Origin of the sequence: Tabrizicola sp., from assembly GCF_034366665.1 — a bacterium.
GTDB lineage: Bacteria > Pseudomonadota > Alphaproteobacteria > Rhodobacterales > Rhodobacteraceae > Tabrizicola.
On the sequence record NZ_JAXMMF010000146.1, the window covers coordinates 1 to 16,008 of the forward strand.

The 16,008-nt window shown below is 66.8% G+C and carries 20 protein-coding genes and 1 other RNA gene; 12 read left to right on the forward strand and 9 right to left on the reverse strand.

The window, feature by feature from the left end:
• The 5 genes from U1E69_RS20460 to U1E69_RS20480 all read right to left on the reverse strand — a co-directional run.
• On the reverse strand, window positions 1–1,080 hold a 1,080-nt coding region (locus tag U1E69_RS20460), incomplete at its 3' end, for an SPFH domain-containing protein (protein WP_322246257.1).
• 23 nt (window positions 1,081–1,103) lie between these two features.
• The gene (locus tag U1E69_RS20465) at window positions 1,104–2,039 is read right to left on the reverse strand and encodes a DUF2927 domain-containing protein (RefSeq protein ID WP_322246258.1); all 936 of its coding nucleotides are present in this window, start codon (window positions 2,037–2,039) and stop codon (window positions 1,104–1,106) included.
• 9 nt (window positions 2,040–2,048) lie between these two features.
• Window positions 2,049–3,221: a toxic anion resistance protein gene (locus U1E69_RS20470; RefSeq protein ID WP_322246259.1), complete on the reverse strand. Its 1,173-nt coding sequence runs from the start codon at window positions 3,219–3,221 to the stop codon at window positions 2,049–2,051.
• 18 nt (window positions 3,222–3,239) lie between these two features.
• The gene (locus tag U1E69_RS20475; RefSeq protein WP_322246260.1) at window positions 3,240–4,103 is read right to left on the reverse strand and encodes a 5-bromo-4-chloroindolyl phosphate hydrolysis family protein; all 864 of its coding nucleotides are present in this window, start codon (window positions 4,101–4,103) and stop codon (window positions 3,240–3,242) included.
• On the reverse strand, window positions 4,103–4,252 hold the full coding sequence (locus tag U1E69_RS20480) for a hypothetical protein (protein ID WP_322246261.1): 150 nt from the start codon (window positions 4,250–4,252) through the stop codon (window positions 4,103–4,105). Before U1E69_RS20480 ends, U1E69_RS20475 begins: the two co-directional genes overlap by 1 nt.
• Before the next feature lie 107 nt (window positions 4,253–4,359).
• On the opposite strand from U1E69_RS20480, the gene U1E69_RS20485 reads away from it, so the two are divergent.
• Window positions 4,360–5,304, forward strand: a complete 945-nt coding sequence (locus U1E69_RS20485) for a hypothetical protein (protein ID WP_322246262.1) — start codon at window positions 4,360–4,362, stop codon at window positions 5,302–5,304.
• Here U1E69_RS20485 and U1E69_RS20490 read toward each other — a convergent pair.
• Window positions 5,301–6,395: a pseudouridine synthase gene (locus U1E69_RS20490; protein WP_416200310.1), complete on the reverse strand. Its 1,095-nt coding sequence runs from the start codon at window positions 6,393–6,395 to the stop codon at window positions 5,301–5,303. The genes U1E69_RS20485 and U1E69_RS20490 overlap by 4 nt on opposite strands.
• A 55-nt stretch (window positions 6,396–6,450) precedes the next feature.
• Here U1E69_RS20490 and U1E69_RS20495 point away from each other — a divergent pair, with 55 nt between their 5' ends.
• Complete coding sequence (locus U1E69_RS20495) at window positions 6,451–6,915, forward strand: nucleoside deaminase (RefSeq protein ID WP_322246264.1); 465 nt, start codon at window positions 6,451–6,453, stop codon at window positions 6,913–6,915.
• A gap of 367 nt (window positions 6,916–7,282) precedes the next feature.
• On the opposite strand, the gene U1E69_RS20500 is transcribed toward U1E69_RS20495, so the two are convergent.
• A complete protein-coding gene (locus U1E69_RS20500; RefSeq protein ID WP_322246265.1) occupies window positions 7,283–7,978 on the reverse strand; it encodes a metal-dependent hydrolase in 696 nt (231 codons plus the stop codon).
• 56 nt (window positions 7,979–8,034) lie between these two features.
• Between U1E69_RS20500 and U1E69_RS20505 the strand changes: the two genes are divergently transcribed.
• The 10 genes from U1E69_RS20505 to U1E69_RS20550 all read left to right on the forward strand — a co-directional run bounded on the left by U1E69_RS20505 (window position 8,035) and on the right by U1E69_RS20550 (window position 14,757).
• Entirely contained in the window at window positions 8,035–8,697 is a 663-nt protein-coding gene (locus U1E69_RS20505) for a ceramidase domain-containing protein (RefSeq protein ID WP_416200311.1), read from the forward strand.
• 27 nt (window positions 8,698–8,724) lie between these two features.
• Window positions 8,725–9,012, forward strand: a complete 288-nt coding sequence (gene gatC / locus U1E69_RS20510) for an Asp-tRNA(Asn)/Glu-tRNA(Gln) amidotransferase subunit GatC (protein ID WP_294974160.1) — start codon at window positions 8,725–8,727, stop codon at window positions 9,010–9,012.
• The gene (gene gatA / locus U1E69_RS20515) at window positions 9,009–10,484 is read left to right on the forward strand and encodes an Asp-tRNA(Asn)/Glu-tRNA(Gln) amidotransferase subunit GatA (protein ID WP_322246267.1); all 1,476 of its coding nucleotides are present in this window, start codon (window positions 9,009–9,011) and stop codon (window positions 10,482–10,484) included. Before gatC ends, gatA begins: the two co-directional genes overlap by 4 nt.
• Window positions 10,485–10,516: 32 nt before the next feature.
• A complete protein-coding gene (locus U1E69_RS20520) occupies window positions 10,517–11,269 on the forward strand; it encodes a hypothetical protein (protein ID WP_322246268.1) in 753 nt (250 codons plus the stop codon).
• A complete protein-coding gene (locus tag U1E69_RS20525; protein WP_322246269.1) occupies window positions 11,266–11,931 on the forward strand; it encodes an N-acetylmuramoyl-L-alanine amidase in 666 nt (221 codons plus the stop codon). The genes U1E69_RS20520 and U1E69_RS20525 overlap by 4 nt, the downstream gene beginning before the upstream one ends.
• Before the next feature lie 11 nt (window positions 11,932–11,942).
• An RNA gene (gene rnpB / locus U1E69_RS20530) (RNase P RNA component class A) lies at window positions 11,943–12,351 on the forward strand.
• Between the two features lie 105 nt (window positions 12,352–12,456).
• The gene (locus tag U1E69_RS20535; protein WP_322246270.1) at window positions 12,457–13,098 is read left to right on the forward strand and encodes a hypothetical protein; all 642 of its coding nucleotides are present in this window, start codon (window positions 12,457–12,459) and stop codon (window positions 13,096–13,098) included.
• A 100-nt stretch (window positions 13,099–13,198) separates the two neighbouring features.
• Entirely contained in the window at window positions 13,199–13,366 is a 168-nt protein-coding gene (gene rpmG / locus U1E69_RS20540) for a 50S ribosomal protein L33 (RefSeq protein ID WP_135448918.1), read from the forward strand.
• 141 nt (window positions 13,367–13,507) lie between these two features.
• A complete protein-coding gene (locus U1E69_RS20545; protein WP_322246271.1) occupies window positions 13,508–14,203 on the forward strand; it encodes a VIT1/CCC1 transporter family protein in 696 nt (231 codons plus the stop codon).
• Window positions 14,204–14,241: 38 nt separating this feature from the next.
• Window positions 14,242–14,757: a GNAT family N-acetyltransferase gene (locus U1E69_RS20550; protein ID WP_322246272.1), complete on the forward strand. Its 516-nt coding sequence runs from the start codon at window positions 14,242–14,244 to the stop codon at window positions 14,755–14,757.
• A gap of 58 nt (window positions 14,758–14,815) precedes the next feature.
• Here U1E69_RS20550 and U1E69_RS20555 read toward each other — a convergent pair whose 3' ends face one another.
• Both U1E69_RS20555 and U1E69_RS20560 read right to left on the reverse strand, forming a co-directional pair.
• The gene (locus tag U1E69_RS20555) at window positions 14,816–15,550 is read right to left on the reverse strand and encodes a Bax inhibitor-1/YccA family protein (RefSeq protein WP_322246273.1); all 735 of its coding nucleotides are present in this window, start codon (window positions 15,548–15,550) and stop codon (window positions 14,816–14,818) included.
• A 130-nt stretch (window positions 15,551–15,680) separates the two neighbouring features.
• Window positions 15,681–15,902 carry a DUF1127 domain-containing protein gene (locus tag U1E69_RS20560; RefSeq protein ID WP_322246274.1) on the reverse strand — a complete coding sequence of 74 codons (222 nt, stop codon included), beginning with the start codon at window positions 15,900–15,902 and terminating at the stop codon, window positions 15,681–15,683.
• Window positions 15,903–16,008: the final 106 nt, after the last annotated feature.

The following is a 16,008-nucleotide window of genomic DNA, read 5'->3' on the forward strand; positions in this document are numbered from 1 at the left end:
CACCTGGTCCAGCAGCCGCGCCAACTCCGTCTCGGCGGCCATTTTCCAGCCGTCCTGTCCGGCGGTCCACACCATCGTCGCGCGCGTCAGCCGACCCTCGGCGGCGGCTTTCGCCAGATCGCCCTCACCAAACGGCCCCAAGGTGGACCCATCCACCGCCAGATGCCAGACCTTCGCCGCCGGCGGCGGTGGGGGAGGGGGCGGCGGCGGCGCAGCGGCAGCCCCGGGCTGCGACCCCCACGGTCCCATGTTCTGCGCCATCGAGGCACCCATCCCCATGCCCATCCCGGCCCCCATCGCCGAGCCCATCGCACTGCCGGGCTGAGACATGCTCTCGGCGGCGTTGTACTGCATGTAGCGGTTCAGGTCGCCCACCACCCCTATCGAGGTGCGCTTGTCCAGCGCCTTCTCGACATCTTCCGGCAGGCTGATGTTTTCGATGTAGAATTCCGGGATCGAAATCCCGTACTCCCCCACCTGCGGCGCAATGGCGTTGGCAATGATTTTGCCCAGGTCCGCCAGGTTCGCGGCCATGTCCAGGACCGGGATTCCCGACTTTGCCAGAACCTGACTGACGGATTGCACGATTATGTTGCGGATCTGGAAGCTGATCTCGTCGGACGTGAACTCGCCGTCGGTGCCCACGATCTCGGTCATGAACTTGCCAGGATCGGTGACGCGCATCGAATAGGTCCCGAAGGCCCGCAGGCGGACCGGCCCGAACTCGGGGTCACGGGCCATGATCGGGTTCTTCGTGCCCCACTTCTGGTCATTGAAGCGGGTGGTATTGACGAAATAGACCTCGGACTTGAACGGGCTCTGGAAGCCGTGGTCCCAGTGCTGCAACGTGGTCAGGATCGGCATGTTGTTGGTCTCAAGCATGTAGAGACCGGGCTGGAACGTGTCTGCCAGCTGCCCCTCATGGATGAAGACCGCCGCCTGGCCTTCGCGCACCGTCAACTTGGCGCCCATCTTGATCGCCTGGCCCCGCCGGTCGAACCGCCAGACCATCGTGTCGCGCGTATCGTCGAGCCACGAGATGACGTCGATGAATTCGCCTTTGAGGAAATCGAAGACCATTTGGCCACCCTCCGTTTGGGGTTCTAACTTTCGCCGCCGACCAGCCGGCGAGCAAGGGATTCAACAATGGGCCGGGCTTCGGCCGCCGTCATGCCGGGGCGCAGCTCGGGGCTGTACAGGATGCGCAGCATCAGTTCGTCCTGGTCGGTCAGCAGCGCAAATTCCTCGTCGTCGTTGAAGATCGACGGGCGCGCGCGGGGGCTGTCGTTGGGCAGGCCAAGACCTTGCGCGATTTCTTCGTGAAAGCAGGACAAGCGCAGAAGGTCGGGGTTTTCCGCCCGGATGACCGCAACGGCGTGGCGGTGCAGGTGGCTTTCCGCGCCCGAGATCGCAAAGACGTTGCAATAGGTCGTCGGACTCATCCGCGTCACCGCCTGGATCACATCGGGGGCGATGCCAATCCGCAGGCTTGCCAGTTCCGGCCCCAGCGCCTCGCGCTCGTCTTCCGAGACGATGTAGACCCAGAAGTTCGGGGCCACGTCGGTCAGGCCGATGGGATGCCCGGTGACCTGCGACAGCCGCGCCAGATAGCTGGCGATCCGCGCCCGGTCGGTGGCCTGCTTTTCGGCGGGCACCGAGGGCCCGAAGCGCACGGCGACGCGGACCGGATCGCGCCAGCGCGTCAGCGGCGAGGCGGTCTCTTCCCGGGTGATCCCGCCCCGGCCGCGGGAGAATTCCTGAAAGAGCGCAATCTTCAGGAAGTTCTCGGTCAGCCGTTCGGCCCGGATCGGGATGTCGCTTCCCGGGTCGGTCCGCAACATGCCTTCCCGCAGCAGAACCTGCTGGATCTGGGCGTAGTAGGCCGTAGCCGCCACGCTTTTCGGCGTAGGTGGTGGCGGGGCCAGCGCGACCACCGGGGCAGGGGGCGCAGAGGTGGGCGCGGGCGCACCCATGCAGCCGGAAAGCGCCAGCATCGCGGCCCCGGCCATCATCAAGTGGACTCGCTTCACCCGCACCATCCCGGTCGTTCAGGCCGTCGCCGGGGGCGTGGTCTGCCGCGCCTTGGCCGATGCCAGGGTGTCGCGCAATTCGGCCTCCATCTTCACCAGTTCCACCTCGGCGGTGGCGCGGCGTGCCTTGCCCTCGTCCGCGATGGCCAGGCTTTCGTTGATCGTGGCAATCAACGTGGCATTGGCCGCCTTGATCGTCTCGATATCGAAGACGCCCCGCTCCATCTCTTCGCGCACGACCCGGTTGGCTTCCTGCAGGTTCTCGGCATTGGCCTTCAGAAGCTCGTTGGTCAGGTCGTTGGCATCCCGCACAGCCTCGGCCGCTTCCTTCGACCGCTGGATCGTCACCGCCTGCGCCAGCTGGGTTTCCCACAGGGGCACGGTGTTGACCAAGGTCGAGTTGATCTTGGTGACCAGGCTCTTGTCATTCTCCTGCACCAGCCGGATCGAGGGCAGCGACTGCATCGTCACCTGCCGGGTCAGCCGCAGGTCATGCACCCGGCGTTCTAGATCATCCCGCGCCGCGCGCAGGTCGCGCAACTCTTGCGCCTTCATCACCTGGTCGGCCTCGGGGGCAGCCGCAACCTCGGCCTCCTTGGCGGGGATCGCAGTCGCCTCGACCTCGGCCAGCTTCGCCTCGCCCGCCGCGATGTAGAGAGCCAGTTCGTTGTAGAAGGTCAGGGTTTTCTCATACAGGACATCCAGGCTTTTGATATCCTTGAGCAAGGTGTGCTCGTGCGTCAGCAGTTCGCCCGTGATCTTGTCGATCTGGCCTTGGACATCCTCGTACTGCGCGACGAATTCCGCGAAAGGCGCGGCCCGTCCCAGCAGACGCTCCCACCAGCTTGCATCGCGCCGCAGGTCCAGCTCGTCGACCGCAAAGCCGCGGATCGTGGTGACGATCTTGCGCAAGCTGTCGCCAGCGGGGCCTACGTCCTTGTTCTTCACGTCCTGCAGCATCGCCTGGCTGATCACCTGCAATTCGGCCTGCGCAGAGGACCCGAAGCTGATGATCGACTGGGTGTTCGACAGGTCGACCTCGGACATCCGCTTCTTGATCGCCTCGGCCTTGTCGGCAGGGGCGGTCTCCAGCGGGACGACCTCAGCCATCGGTTCGGGCAGGATCACGGCAGTCACCTTCTCGACTTCGGTCAGGAAGGCCTGGGCATCGGCTTGGACGGTCGTGGACATGGGAAATCCCCCTTGGGTTCAATGGTCAAGCTTCAGACGGTCGCGGAGCACGGCAATTTCCACGTCCAGATCGGTGCGGTTGTTCGACAGGAAGGCCGTCGACTTCTGCGCGAAGGTGGTTTCCAGATCGGTCAAGAGCGCCTCGTAATCCGCCCGCGCGCCGGCGTCGCGGGTTTGGGCATAGTGATCGGCGAATTTGACAGTCGCATCACGGGCACCCATCAAATAGACCGACAGATACTTCCGCGCCGCCGTCAGGTCGCCCGGATCGCCCTCGATCGTGCGGAACAGGCCCCGCGCCACGCCCGAGAACTGCGCGACCCGCTTCTCCAGTGACCGGTCTCTCGCCCGCAGGATCGCGTCCTGCATCGCGGCCAGATGCGCCTCGCCCTCTTCGACGGCCTTTGCGACGCGGCCGGTCTGGAAGGCGTCGATCCCCTCCATCCCCTTGTCGGCCATCGGGTCCAGCCCGAAAGCCCCCAGATGCAACGCAGCCCCGACCAAAGCGTAAAGCACCGGATAGACCAGCCCCTGGTCCGCGATAACGCCGCCCACGGCCAAGGCCGCCCCGGTCGCCACCGCCCCGGCCGCCTTGCGCGGGAAGGCCGGACGCCGCGCCAGCTTGCGGGCGTTGTACGCCGCCTCGGCCACCATCCCCTCACGGGTGAGCCAGGCCGCCAGCACGATCAGCCCGCCGGCCATAAGACCCAGCAGCATCTCGCGCGGGCCATCGCCGAAGGCGGGAAACAGGAACAGAAAGGCCGTCAGGAACAGCACCGTCGTGCGCCATTTCCCCGTCACCCTTGGCGCGGCCGGAGGCGTTGTCACCGGCCCTGCCGATCCGCCACCGGGGGAATATTTGCCGCCAAAGCGCTCGGCCATCACGCGCCTCCCGACCAGGCGACATAGGCCACCAGGAAGACCAGAAGCACCAGCGAGAGCGTCCGAATTCCGCCGCCCGACATCGCCAACGCCCCCTTTGCTGCCGCTTTGCCCGACCTTAGCCGATGCCCCCGCCCCATGCCAGTCACGCCAAGGGGGAATAGGCGGCAATCTTCACCCCCGCTTGTCACCGAGCGGGTGGTTCACCCCTTGGCAACGGCAATCTGGCCCCCTGGTTCCGCACAAGGGGGACAGGATGCAGCACAGGCCCAGTCACGAGATCACCAGCACGGGAACACCCACGACGGGGGCCGAGCGCGCCTGGTCCGCCCGCATGGCGGCGCTGGCGGCAAGTTATCACCGGCTTCTGGCGCAGGACCCCTCGCGCCGGTCCGCCCGACTGGAAGAGCTGCTGCAAGCGCCGCCCAAACCCCTTGGTGCGCCGAACTGGTCGGTTCCGAACGAGATCGAGTATCTCATGCTGCCGATGCTGGTCGGGCCGGAACTGGACCTGGCGCTGGACGGCGCGCTTTTGACCGCGGGGCGGCTGGCAGTGCCGTCGCTTGCCGGTCTGACCAAACGACGCGAGGTCCAGGTCCGCGACGATGAAAAGCAGGCGCTCTTGGCGCGGCTCTTGCGCGACATCCATCTGCGCCAGGCCGCACGACAGTCCGAACGGATCGAACGGCGCAAGGCCGCGGGACGGCTGGCGCGGCTGGGTTTTGTGCTGACCGGCGGGCTGGTTGCGGTTCTGGTCGGCCTTGGGCTGCAGGCTGACCATCCGGCAGGCCATCAGCTTCTGGCGCAGTACAATCTTGCCCTGACGACCGGGTTTGGCGTCCTGGGGGCCTATGTGTCCCGGCTGGTCGCCTTCCAGACCGGAGCGGCGCAGCTTTCGGTCGATGATCTGGAAAACGGCTATGCCTGGCAGGTGCTGCTGCTGCGGCTGCTTGTGGGCGGGCTTTCGGCACTGGTGGTCTATTTCGTCATCGCGGGCCGCCTGATCGGGGGCGAGCTTTTGCCGCAAGCCCAAGGGGCAGCCGGGGGCTTTGGGCGGCTGTGGCAGGATCATGGGGCCGACGGCTACAGCGGCCCCACGCCAGCCTTTGCCAAGCTGATCGTCTGGTGCTTTCTTGCCGGGTTTTCCGAACGCTTCCTGCCCGACAGCCTGTCGGCGCTGGAAGCGAAGGGCAGGGTCTAGCCCTTCTTCGGTCCCCCTGACCGCGGGCCGGTTCGGGTCGGGGAACCGGCGGGCCGGGGCGCGCGCCCGGTGGCGGGACCTGACGCGGGTCGGTCGCCCTTGCTAGCCGGGGCGCGGGTCGCCTTCTGCCAGGTGTCGGACAGTTGCTTCAACCCCTGGCCGGGCTTTGGCGTCCGGGTCGCGGGTTTCGCGCGATCTTCGCCCGGTCCGGTGGACCGTGTTCCAACCTTGCCCGGCCTTGGGGCCAGCTTGCGGACGGGCTTCGGCGCCTCGGCCTCTTCCGCGAGGCCCAGCTGTTCGCGCAGGACGCGGGGTTTCAGCTCCTCGACCTCGCCGGGTTGCAACTCGTTCAGACGGAAGGGGCCGTAGGAGATACGGATCAGCCGGTTCACCGTCAGCCCGATGTGGTTCATCGCGCGGCGAATTTCGCGGTTCTTGCCTTCGCGCAGGCCGACGGTCAGCCAGGCGTTGGCGCCCTGGTGGCGGTCGATCTTTACCTCCATCGGCTGGAAGCGGTCGCCGTCGACAGTGATTCCCTTGCGCAGGGGTTCGATCTCGGGCTCGGTCGGGTTGCCCTTCACGCGGACCCGGTACTTGCGCAGCCAGCCGGTCGAGGGCAGTTCCAGCTTGCGCTTCAGCTCGCCGTCGTTGGTCAGCAGGAGGAGACCTTCGGAGTTGAGGTCCAGCCGCCCGATCGACATCACCCGGGGCATGTCCTCGGGCAGGTGGTCGAAGACCGTGTCGCGGCCCTTTTCATCCGAGGCCGAGGTCACAAGGCCTTCGGGCTTGTAATAGAGCCACAGGCGCGGGGGTTCGGGTTGGCCCACGGGTTCACCCCGGACGGTGATCTTGTCCTTCGCGGTCACGTTCAGCGCAGGGGAGGTGATGGTCTTGCCGTTGACCTTGACCTCGCCCAGTTCGATCAGACGTTCCGCCTCCCGGCGCGAGGCGATGCCGGCGCGGGACAGGACCTTGGCGATGCGTTCACCCTCTGGGGTGTCGGTCGCGTCGTTGTCAGCAGTCTTCACCGCAGTCTTCCCCGCAGTCTTCAGGGCAGTCTTCGGGGCGGGGGGCTTTTCTTTTCCGGGCATGGCCATCATCCTTCGGGCCAGGGGGCGGCCGGGTGCGCAGGATATTGAAGCGGGCATGAAAGAGCAACGCGAAGGGTTCCGGTCGTTCATGGGGCTGGCGCTGGACGAGGCGCGGGCCGCCGCAGCGCGGGGCGAGGTGCCGGTCGGGGCCGTTGTCGTGCAGGGCGACCGGGTGCTGGCCCGGGCGGGCAACCGAACGCGGGAGCTGGCGGACCCGACGGCGCACGCAGAGATGCTGGCGATCCGGGAGGCTTGTTCGCTGCTGGGATCGGAGCGGTTGGTGGGCTGCGACCTTTACGTGACCCTGGAACCCTGCCCGATGTGTGCCGCCGCGATCTCTGCGGCGCGGGTCGGGCGGCTCTACTATGGCGCGGCGGACCCGAAGTCCGGGGGGGTCGCCGTGGGCGCGCGGGTCTTCAGCCATCCGCAGTGCCACCACGCGCCCGAGGTTTATGACGGGATCGGCGCGGGCGAGGCCGAGGCGCTGCTGAAGGAATTCTTCGTGGGCAAGCGCGGGTAGCCGTTGGAGGTGGGGGCGGTAGACCTCCGGGTGGGCGGGGTGCCAGGAATGACCGGCGGTCCGCCCCTCACCCTGACCCTCTCTCCCGGGGGGAGAGGGGACGCCCCTGTGTGGCGGTTGTCCTTTCCCAAGGCGAAGTGGTGCGCAGGTTTGGGTGCGGAGCCTCCGGCGGGGATATTTGCGCCAGTCTGAAAGCAGGATCGCTGCGTCCGGTGACGGGCGGCAGCCTCCGGCGGGGATATTTGGGCAAAGATGAAAGGTCCGAAGGTGCCGGGGCCGCCGGACCGGGATCATGCGTGACGGTGGGTCAAGGCCCACCGTCACGCTGCTGATTTGTGGGTTGCTTGGCCAGCGAGGACCGTTGGCGTCAGATCCGGATCGGGTCGAGGACATCATGCTCGATCACCTCGATCCCCGGCGGCAAGCCGGCGCGGAGCGCGGTCGCGTCCTGGGCGAGGATCGGGAAGGTCTTGTAGTGGCAGGGGATCACCCAGCGGAAGTTGAACCACTTTCGCGCGGCCCAGGCGGCGCGCTCCATGTCCATCGTGTAATGCCCGCCGCAGGCCAGGATGCCGATGTCGGGCTGGTGATATTCAGCCATCCAGGCCATGTCGGCCATGATGTCGGTATCGCCCGAGAGGTAGATCGTGTGGCCTTCGCCCGCGATCATGAAGCCTGCCGCGTCGCCTGCGGGGAGAAGACCCTTGTCCCCGAAGTCGATCGAGGCGGAATGGACCGCGTGGACCATCGTGACCTTCGCCCCGTTCAGGGTCAGCGTGCCACCCTTGCCGAAGCCCACGGTTTCGACGCCCTGGCCGTTCAGCCATTCGGACAACTCATGGATGCAATGGACCTTGATCCCCAATTGCCTGGCCAGCCGTCCCGCGTCCGAGGCATGGTCGCCGTGGGCGTGGGTCAGAAGGATATGGGTCGCGCCGGACACCGCCTCATCCTCGCGCCCGGCGGGGAAGAGGGGGTTTCCGGTCAACCAGGGGTCGACAAGAAGGACGGCGTCTTCGATTTGGATGCGAAAGCCGGAATGGCCAAGCCATGTGATCTGCATGCGAGTTCCTTCGCTATATGTCCGGGAGGCGCATACCATCTAGGACTGACGGCAGGATGACAACCATGTTCGATCCCATCGACACCTATTGCGAGCGGACAAGCGCCGCCTATTGGGCCGAGCCGGTGAACGCGGTCACCAACCTGGCCTTCCTGCTGGCGGCCTGGGTGATGTGGCGGCGGACGGCGGGGCTGCCGCTGGGCCGGGCGCTGAGCGCGGTGCTGGCGGCGATCGGGCTGGGGTCCTGGCTTTTCCATACCCATGCCAACGGGCTGACGGCGCTGCTGGATGTGACGCCGATTCTGGGCTTCATCCTGATCTACATCTTCGCGGCCACGCGGGATTTCCTTGGCCTGGGCGGCTGGCGTCCCTGGGTGGCGGTACTGGCCTTCCTTCCCTATGCCGCGCTGATGGTCCCGGTCTTTGCGGCGCTGCTGCCGGTCCTGGGGTCCTCGACCGCTTATGCGCCGGTGCCGCTGTTGATCCTGATCTATGCGGGGGTGCTGTGGCGGCGGTCGCCCGAGACAGCGCGGGGCATGGCGCTGGGCGCGGCGATCCTGGTGGTCAGCCTGGCCTTCCGCACGCTGGACGGGCCGGTCTGCGATACCCTGACGCTGGGGACGCATTTCCTGTGGCATCTCCTGAACGGGCTGATGCTGGGCTGGATGATCGAGGTCTGGCGGCGGCACATGCTTGCGGGGCGGGGCGCGGGCCGCTAAACGAGGCCAAACCTCTAGGAGAGCCCGATGGCGATTGACATCGATACCGCCCGCAAGGTGGCAAAGCTGGCCCGCATCCGGGTCGAGGAGGCCGATCTGCCGAAGCTGGCCGGTCAGCTGTCCGGCATCCTTGGCTTCATGGAAGAGCTGAACGAGGTCGACGTGACCGGGGTCGAGCCGATGACCAGCGTCACGCCGATGCGGCTGAAGCGGCGCGCCGACGTGGTGACGGATGGCAACATCCAGGCGCAGGTGCTGAAGAACGCTCCGGACGCGCGTGAGGGATTCTTTGCCGTGCCGAAGGTGGTGGAATGAGCAATACCTGGACCATTGCCGCGGCGCGGGACAACTTGCGCAAGGGCGAGATTTCGGCGGTCGATCTGACGATGTCTTGTCTGACGGCGATCGACGCGGGCGATGCGCTGAATGCGTTTGTCTGGAAGACGCCGGAGATCGCATTGGAGCAGGCGCGGGCGGCGGATGCGCGGCTTGCGGCGGGGGATGCCCCGGCGATGTGCGGGATTCCGCTGGGAATCAAGGATCTGTTCTGCACCAAAGGGGTGCCGTCGCAGGCTGCGTCGAACATCCTGAAAGGCTTCAAGCCGGAGTATGAATCCACCGTCACGTCGAAGCTGTTCGACGCGGGCGCGGTCATGCTGGGCAAGCTGAATATGGACGAGTTCGCGATGGGGTCGTCGAACGAGACCTCGGCTTACGGTAATGCCGTGAACCCTTGGCGCGTCGATGACCGGATGCTGACGCCGGGCGGGTCCTCGGGCGGGTCGGCGGCGGCGGTGGCGGCGGATCTGTGTCTTGCCGCGACGGGAACGGATACCGGCGGGTCGATCCGCCAGCCTGCGGCGTTCACCGGGATCGTGGGGATCAAGCCGACTTATGGGCGTGTGTCGCGCTGGGGTATCGTGGCGTTTGCCTCCTCCCTGGATCAGGCGGGGCCGATGACGAAGACGGTGCGCGATGCGGCGATCATGTTGCAGGCGATGTCGGGGCATGACGCGAAGGATTCGACCAGCGCCGACATTCCGGTGCCGGATTTCGAGGCGGCGCTGACCGGGGATATCCGGGGCCGCGTCATCGGTATCCCCAAGGAATACCGGATGGACGGGATGCCTGCCGAGATCGAGGCGCTTTGGTCTCGTGGCATCGAGATGCTGCGCGATGCGGGGGCCGAGGTGCGGGACATCTCCTTGCCGCACACGAAGTACGCGCTGCCCGCGTATTATGTGATCGCGCCCGCCGAGGCGTCGTCGAACCTCGCCCGCTATGACGGGGTGCGCTACGGGCATCGGGCGAAGCTGAGCGCCGGGGATGGCATCACCGAGATGTATGAGAAGACCCGGGCCGAGGGGTTCGGGCCGGAAGTGCAGCGCCGGATCATGGTGGGGACCTATGTGCTGTCGGCGGGCTTCTATGACGCCTATTACAACCGTGCGCGGAAGGTGCGGGCGCTGATCAAGCGGGACTTCGAGCTTGCGTTCGAAGCGGGGGTGGATGCGATCCTGACGCCCGCGACTCCGTCGGCCGCGTTCGGTCTGGGCGAGATGGCGGATGCGGACCCGGTGAAGATGTATCTCAACGACGTCTTCACGGTCACGGTGAACCTGGCGGGCCTGCCGGGAATCGCGGTGCCGGTGGGGCTGGACGCGCAGGGGCTGCCCTTGGGGCTGCAGCTGATCGGGCGGCCCTGGGACGAGGCACAGTTGCTGAATTACGCACATGTGTTGGAAAGCCGCGCCGGGTTTGTGGCCAAAGCCGACAAATGGTGGTAATGGGCCGCAAAACGCACCCATCGAGGCAGTGAATGAGCCGTACCTTCCTTCCCGCCGCTGGCGCAGCGCTGGCTGCCCTTCTGCTGGCCGCCTGCACGCCTACGACCACGTCGACCGGCCCCGGTGTGGGCTTCCAGGACTATAACAGCTATGTCCGTGGCGCGGCCCCGACCCCTGCGGGCGCGCCGGTGACAGTGCCGCCGCCGGGTGGGGCCTTTGACCCCGCAGCGGCATCGGCGGCGATTGACCGGGCGCAGGGGGTGGCTCCGGTGGCCCCGGTCACGCCGACACCGCTGCCGACCGCGGTCGCCGCAGCCCCGACCGACAACGCCGAGCGTCCGCGCGGCGGGGCTCCGGCCGGGATCAGGGAAGAATCGGGCGAGGTGACGCCGAACAACACCGGCATCTCGGACGAGCAGGATTTCGACGCCGTGGCGGCCCGCGAGACCATCGAAAGCGATGCCGAGCGGATCGCGCGGAACCGGGCGGAATATGTCGTGGTTCAGCCGGGTGCCCTGCCGCAGCGGCCGGGCGATACCGGGCCGAACATCGTGGAATTCGCGCTGGCCACCCGGCATGCCCCTGGCGTGCAGATGTACAAACGCTCGGGCCTTGGCATCCGTGACGTGAACTCGGCCTGCGGGAAATACGCGTCGCCGGATCAGGCGCAGCAGGACTTCCTGGCCAAGGGCGGCCCGGACCGCGACCGGATGGGCGTCGATCCGGACGGCGACGGCTTTGCCTGCGCCTGGGACCCGCGTCCGTTCCGCACCGCGCTGCAGTGAACCTGACGCACCCCTCGCCGAACTTTGGCGAGAGGCGGGGCAGGGGCCGGGTCGAACTTGTGGTCCTGCATTATACCGCCATGCCCTCCTGCGCTGCGGCGCTGGACCGGCTGTGCGATCCCGCAGCCGAGGTTTCGGCGCATTACCTGATTGACGGCGACGGCACGGTCCTGTCCCTGGTGGAGGAGGCCGCGCGCGCCTGGCATGCGGGCGCAGGGGAATGGTCCGGCGCAGACGACGTCAATTCACGCTCCATCGGGATCGAACTGGCCAATACCGGGCGCGACCCCTTTGCCGAGCCGCAGATGACTGCGCTGGAGCGTTTGCTGGCGGGAATTCTGGACCGACACGCCCTGCCGCCCAAGGCCGTCATCGGCCACAGCGACATGGCGCCCGACCGCAAGGGCGACCCCGGGCCGCGCTTTGACTGGCGGCGGCTTGCGCTGCAGGGGCTGTCGGTCTGGCCGGAACTGGCCGAGCCTGGCGATTTCCGGGCCGACCTGAGGGCGTTCGGCTACCCAGACACCGCGCCCGAGACTCTGCTGTCAGCCTTCCGGTTGCGGTTTCGGCCCTGGGCCTGCGGGCCTGTCGATGACACTGATCGGGCGCTGGCGGCCGGGCTGCGGCGCTTTGCGGTTGACGGAACCCCTGCGGATGCCTAACTGACCGGCGCGCGGAGGGCTGGATGACCGCGGAGCCGCAAGGTTTCGAGGAAAGTCCGGACTCCCGTTGGCAAGGGTGCCGGGTAACGCCCGGCGGGGGTAACCCCAGGGAAAGCGCCACAGAGAAGAGACTGCCCTTGTTCGCAAGGGTGATGGTGAAACGGTGGGGTAAAAGCCCACCGCGGGACTGGTAACAGGACCGGCACGGCAAGCCCCACCCGGAGCAATGCCAAATAGGGGCCTCGCGCGGGGGCCGGTCGCGGTGCAAGCCGTCGATACCGCCCGCAGGGACGCCAACGCCCGAGAGGCCCGGGTTGGCAGCTTGACCGCCGTGGCAACACGGTTGGCAGAGGAATGGTCATCCAGCCCCGGGTCACGGCCCGGGGGGGACAGAATCCGGCTTACAGGCTCTCCGCGCAATTGCTTTCACGATCCCGTGCCGTTGACGTGGGTCAAGGCGAGCGGCCCGTTTCGGGCGCTTTCTGTCGTCATGGGGCGCGTCCGCCCCGGAACAGGAGGCTTGCGATGTTCAAGTTGATCGGTGTCGTTGCAGTCGTGGGGCTTGGTGCTGCCAGTCCGCTTTTGGCCCAGGGGCAGTCGGGCTGGGGCAGCGGCTGGGGCAGCGGCTGGGGCTGGGGGCAGGGACCGGGCTGGGATATGGGCCAGGGCTGGGGTCCAGGGCAGGGCTGGGGTCCGGGTCAGGGCTGGGGGCAGGGTATGGGCCCCGGCTACGGAATGGGACCCGGCTACGGCGCGGCCCCCGGATGGGGAATGGGTCCTGGTGGCATGGGCGGAGGCATGGGTATGGGCCAAGGGCGCGGCATGATGATGGGCAGCCTTGACGCCGACCAGAGCGGCGACATCTCGGCCGAAGAGGCTGCCTCGCACGCCGAGGCGATGTTCGCGCTGATGGACGCAAGTGCTGACGGATCCTTGGAAGCGGGAGAGTTCGGCGCAGGCCGCATGGGGATGATGAGCCCCTGGGGCATGATGCCGGACATGCAGGAACGCCATGCCGCCCGCTTTGCCGCCAAGGACGGCGACGGGGACGGCAAGGTCACGATGGCCGAATTCCTGGCGGCCGAGAAGGCGCAGTACGACGCCGCCGATACCGATGGCGACGGCAAGGTGACCCCTTGGGAGCTGCGCGCCGCCATGTGGCAATAACCCGCCCGATTGCGGTTGACTCTGCCACGAAGACGGATAAAAGGCGGGCTTCAAGGATTTCACCGGGGGATACGGATTCCCCGATGCAGAGGAAACGACCATGGCAAAGCCCGCCACCATCAAGATCCGCCTGAACTCGACCGCGGGCACCGGCCACTTCTACGTGACCAAGAAGAACGCCCGGACGATGACCGAAAAGATGGTCATCAAGAAGTACGATCCCGTCAAGCGGGAGCATGTCGAATACAAGGAAGGCAAGATCAAGTAAGATCGCGCCTGACCGCAGGTTCGGGGGCCGTGTCCGTTGGGGCGCGGCCCCTTTCCTTTGCGATAAGCTTACGCTGACGCGGTTCGACTTGACCCGACGCCCTTGCGGGCAGAGGACGGGTCCAGCAATGGAGGTTCGGTCATGGAACGCAATCATCGCGAGGAACACTATGTCGCGCGCGTGGGCTGGCTGCGGGCGGCTGTGCTGGGGGCCAACGACGGGATCGTCTCGACCGCTTCGCTGATCGTGGGCGTCGCGGCGGCCTCGGGCCGGGCCGAGGTGATGGTTGCCGGGGCCGCGGGGCTGGCGGCCGGGGCGCTGTCGATGGCGGCGGGGGAATACGTCAGCGTCTCGTCGCAGTCCGACACTGAGGCGGCGGACATCACGCGCGAGCGGGCCGAGATCGCCGCCGACCCGGCTGAGGAGTTGCGCGCGCTGGCTGGCATCTACGAGGACCGGGGTGTCCCACCAGAACTCGCGCGGCAAGTGGCCGAAGCCCTGCATGCCAAGGACCCGCTGGCCGCGCATGTGCGCGACGAACTGGGAATCTTCGAGCACACCGAGGCGCGCCCGCTGGTGGCTGCCGGGGCCTCGGCGCTGACTTTCGCAGTGGGGGCGGCGCTTCCCTTGGCAGCGGCGGCGCTGGCGCCCGAACCGCAGCTTGCGCTGTGGGTCACCGGCCTGTCCCTGCTGTTTCTGGCGCTTCTGGGCGCTGTCGGCGCGCGCGCCGGGGGTGCCAACATCCCGCGCGCCGTCTTGCGCGTCACCTTCTGGGGCGCGGTCGCGATGGCGGTAACCTGGGCCGTTGGCCGGGTATTCGGGGCGGTGGTGGTCTAGGCCTTTCCTTTCCGGTGCAATGCTCCATCATTGCCGGCATGGCCCAGACAATCACGCTTCGCCGCGCTGCCCCGTCCGATCTGGGCGGAGTCGACCGGCTTTTGATGCGCAGCTACCCCCGCCTGCTTGCGGCGGACTATCCCCCTTCGACCCTGGTGCTGGCGGTGCCCCGCTTTGCGCGGGCTCAGCCCGAGTTGCTGGCCTCGGGTCGCTATTTCGTCGCCGAGGACGCCCAGGGCCGCATTCTGGCGGCAGGGGGCTGGTCCAGGCAAAGCCCCTCCGGCAGGGCGGTGGCCGAGACGACAGGACATGTGCGGCACGTGGCGACTGATCCCGACGCAGTGCGGCAGGGCCTGGGGCGGATGGTGATGGAAAGGGTGATGCAGGAAGCGCGGGAGGCCGAGGTGCGCTGGCTGGATTGCCTGTCGACCCGGACGGCGGTTCCGTTCTACCGGTCGCTGAAGTTCCGCGCCATGAACGCTCAGGAACTGGTCCTGGGGCCGGGGATCGCCTTTCCGGTCATGCGGATGGTCGCGGACCTGACCCGGACCTAGGGGCACAAAAGAAAAGGGCCGGTCTTGCGACCGGCCCTTTCGGTTGATGTTGCCTGCGTTATTCGCGGTTGCCCATGAACTGCAGCAGGAACATGAACATGTTGATGAAGTTCAGGTACAGGTTCAGCGCGCCCATGATCGCGGACTTGCCAAGCCATTCCTGATCCATCGACTGCGCATGGGCGATGTAGTCCGTCTTGATGCGCTGGGTGTCGAAGGCGGTCAGGCCTGCGAAGATCAGAAGACCGATCACCGAGATCGCGAAGGCCAGGGCGCCGGAGCCGAGGAAGATGTTCACGATCGAGGCGACGATCAGGCCGATCAGGCCCATCATCAGGAAGGTGCCCATACCGCTGAGATCACGCTTGGTGATGTAGCCGTACAGCGACAGGCCCGCGAAGGCGATCGAGGTCACAAGGAAGGTCTGCGCGACCGAGACGCCGGTGAAGGCCTTGAAGATCCAGGCGATGGACAGACCCATCGCGGCGGCGAAGACGTAGAAGAACAGCTGCGCGCCAGCGACCGAAAGCCGGTTGATCATCGCGCCGAACGCGAAGACCAGCGCCAGCGGAGCAAACATGGCGACCCAGCCAAGGATCGTCATCCCGCCTTCGGGCGTGCGGAAGATCGACAGCAGCGCGTCGGACGTGCCGACGGCCCAGGCGACACCGAACGTCACCATCATCGCCACGGACATCAGTCCGTAGACCTTGTTCATATGGGCGCGAAGCCCTTCGTCGATCTGCGCGCGGGCACCAACGCCTACGCTGCGGACCGTATCAAACTGAGCCATAGAAGCCTCCGATGTTGTCCCTAAGGGCAACGCCGGGGGGACCGGCGCGACCTCGTGCACAGAATATTGGGAACCCTGTACAGCATTTCAAGCACCTTGACCGCGCAGAAGTGGCGAAAATGTACAGGTTTCAGCCCTTCCAGTGCATCGGCGCGTCCCAGGCGGCGCGAAGGGCCTCGGATTCGGCCTGTTCACGGGTCAGGCCGATGTCGCGCAGGATATGGTCGTCCAGCCGACCAAGCGAGCGGCGCGACCGCGCAAGGGCCTGGGCCGCCAGCAGGCGGGCCGGCAACCGGGCCAGGGCCGAAGGGCGAAGCAGGGCAAGCGGCAGGGCAAGGCGGAAGGCGGGCATGGTGGTCTCCTTCATCTTCGTTGGTGATGGGGCGAAGCGGTTGCATCAGGATGCTTGAACAATGCGCCTGTCCCGTGCATGATGGAAACGAATGATTGTTGGATGA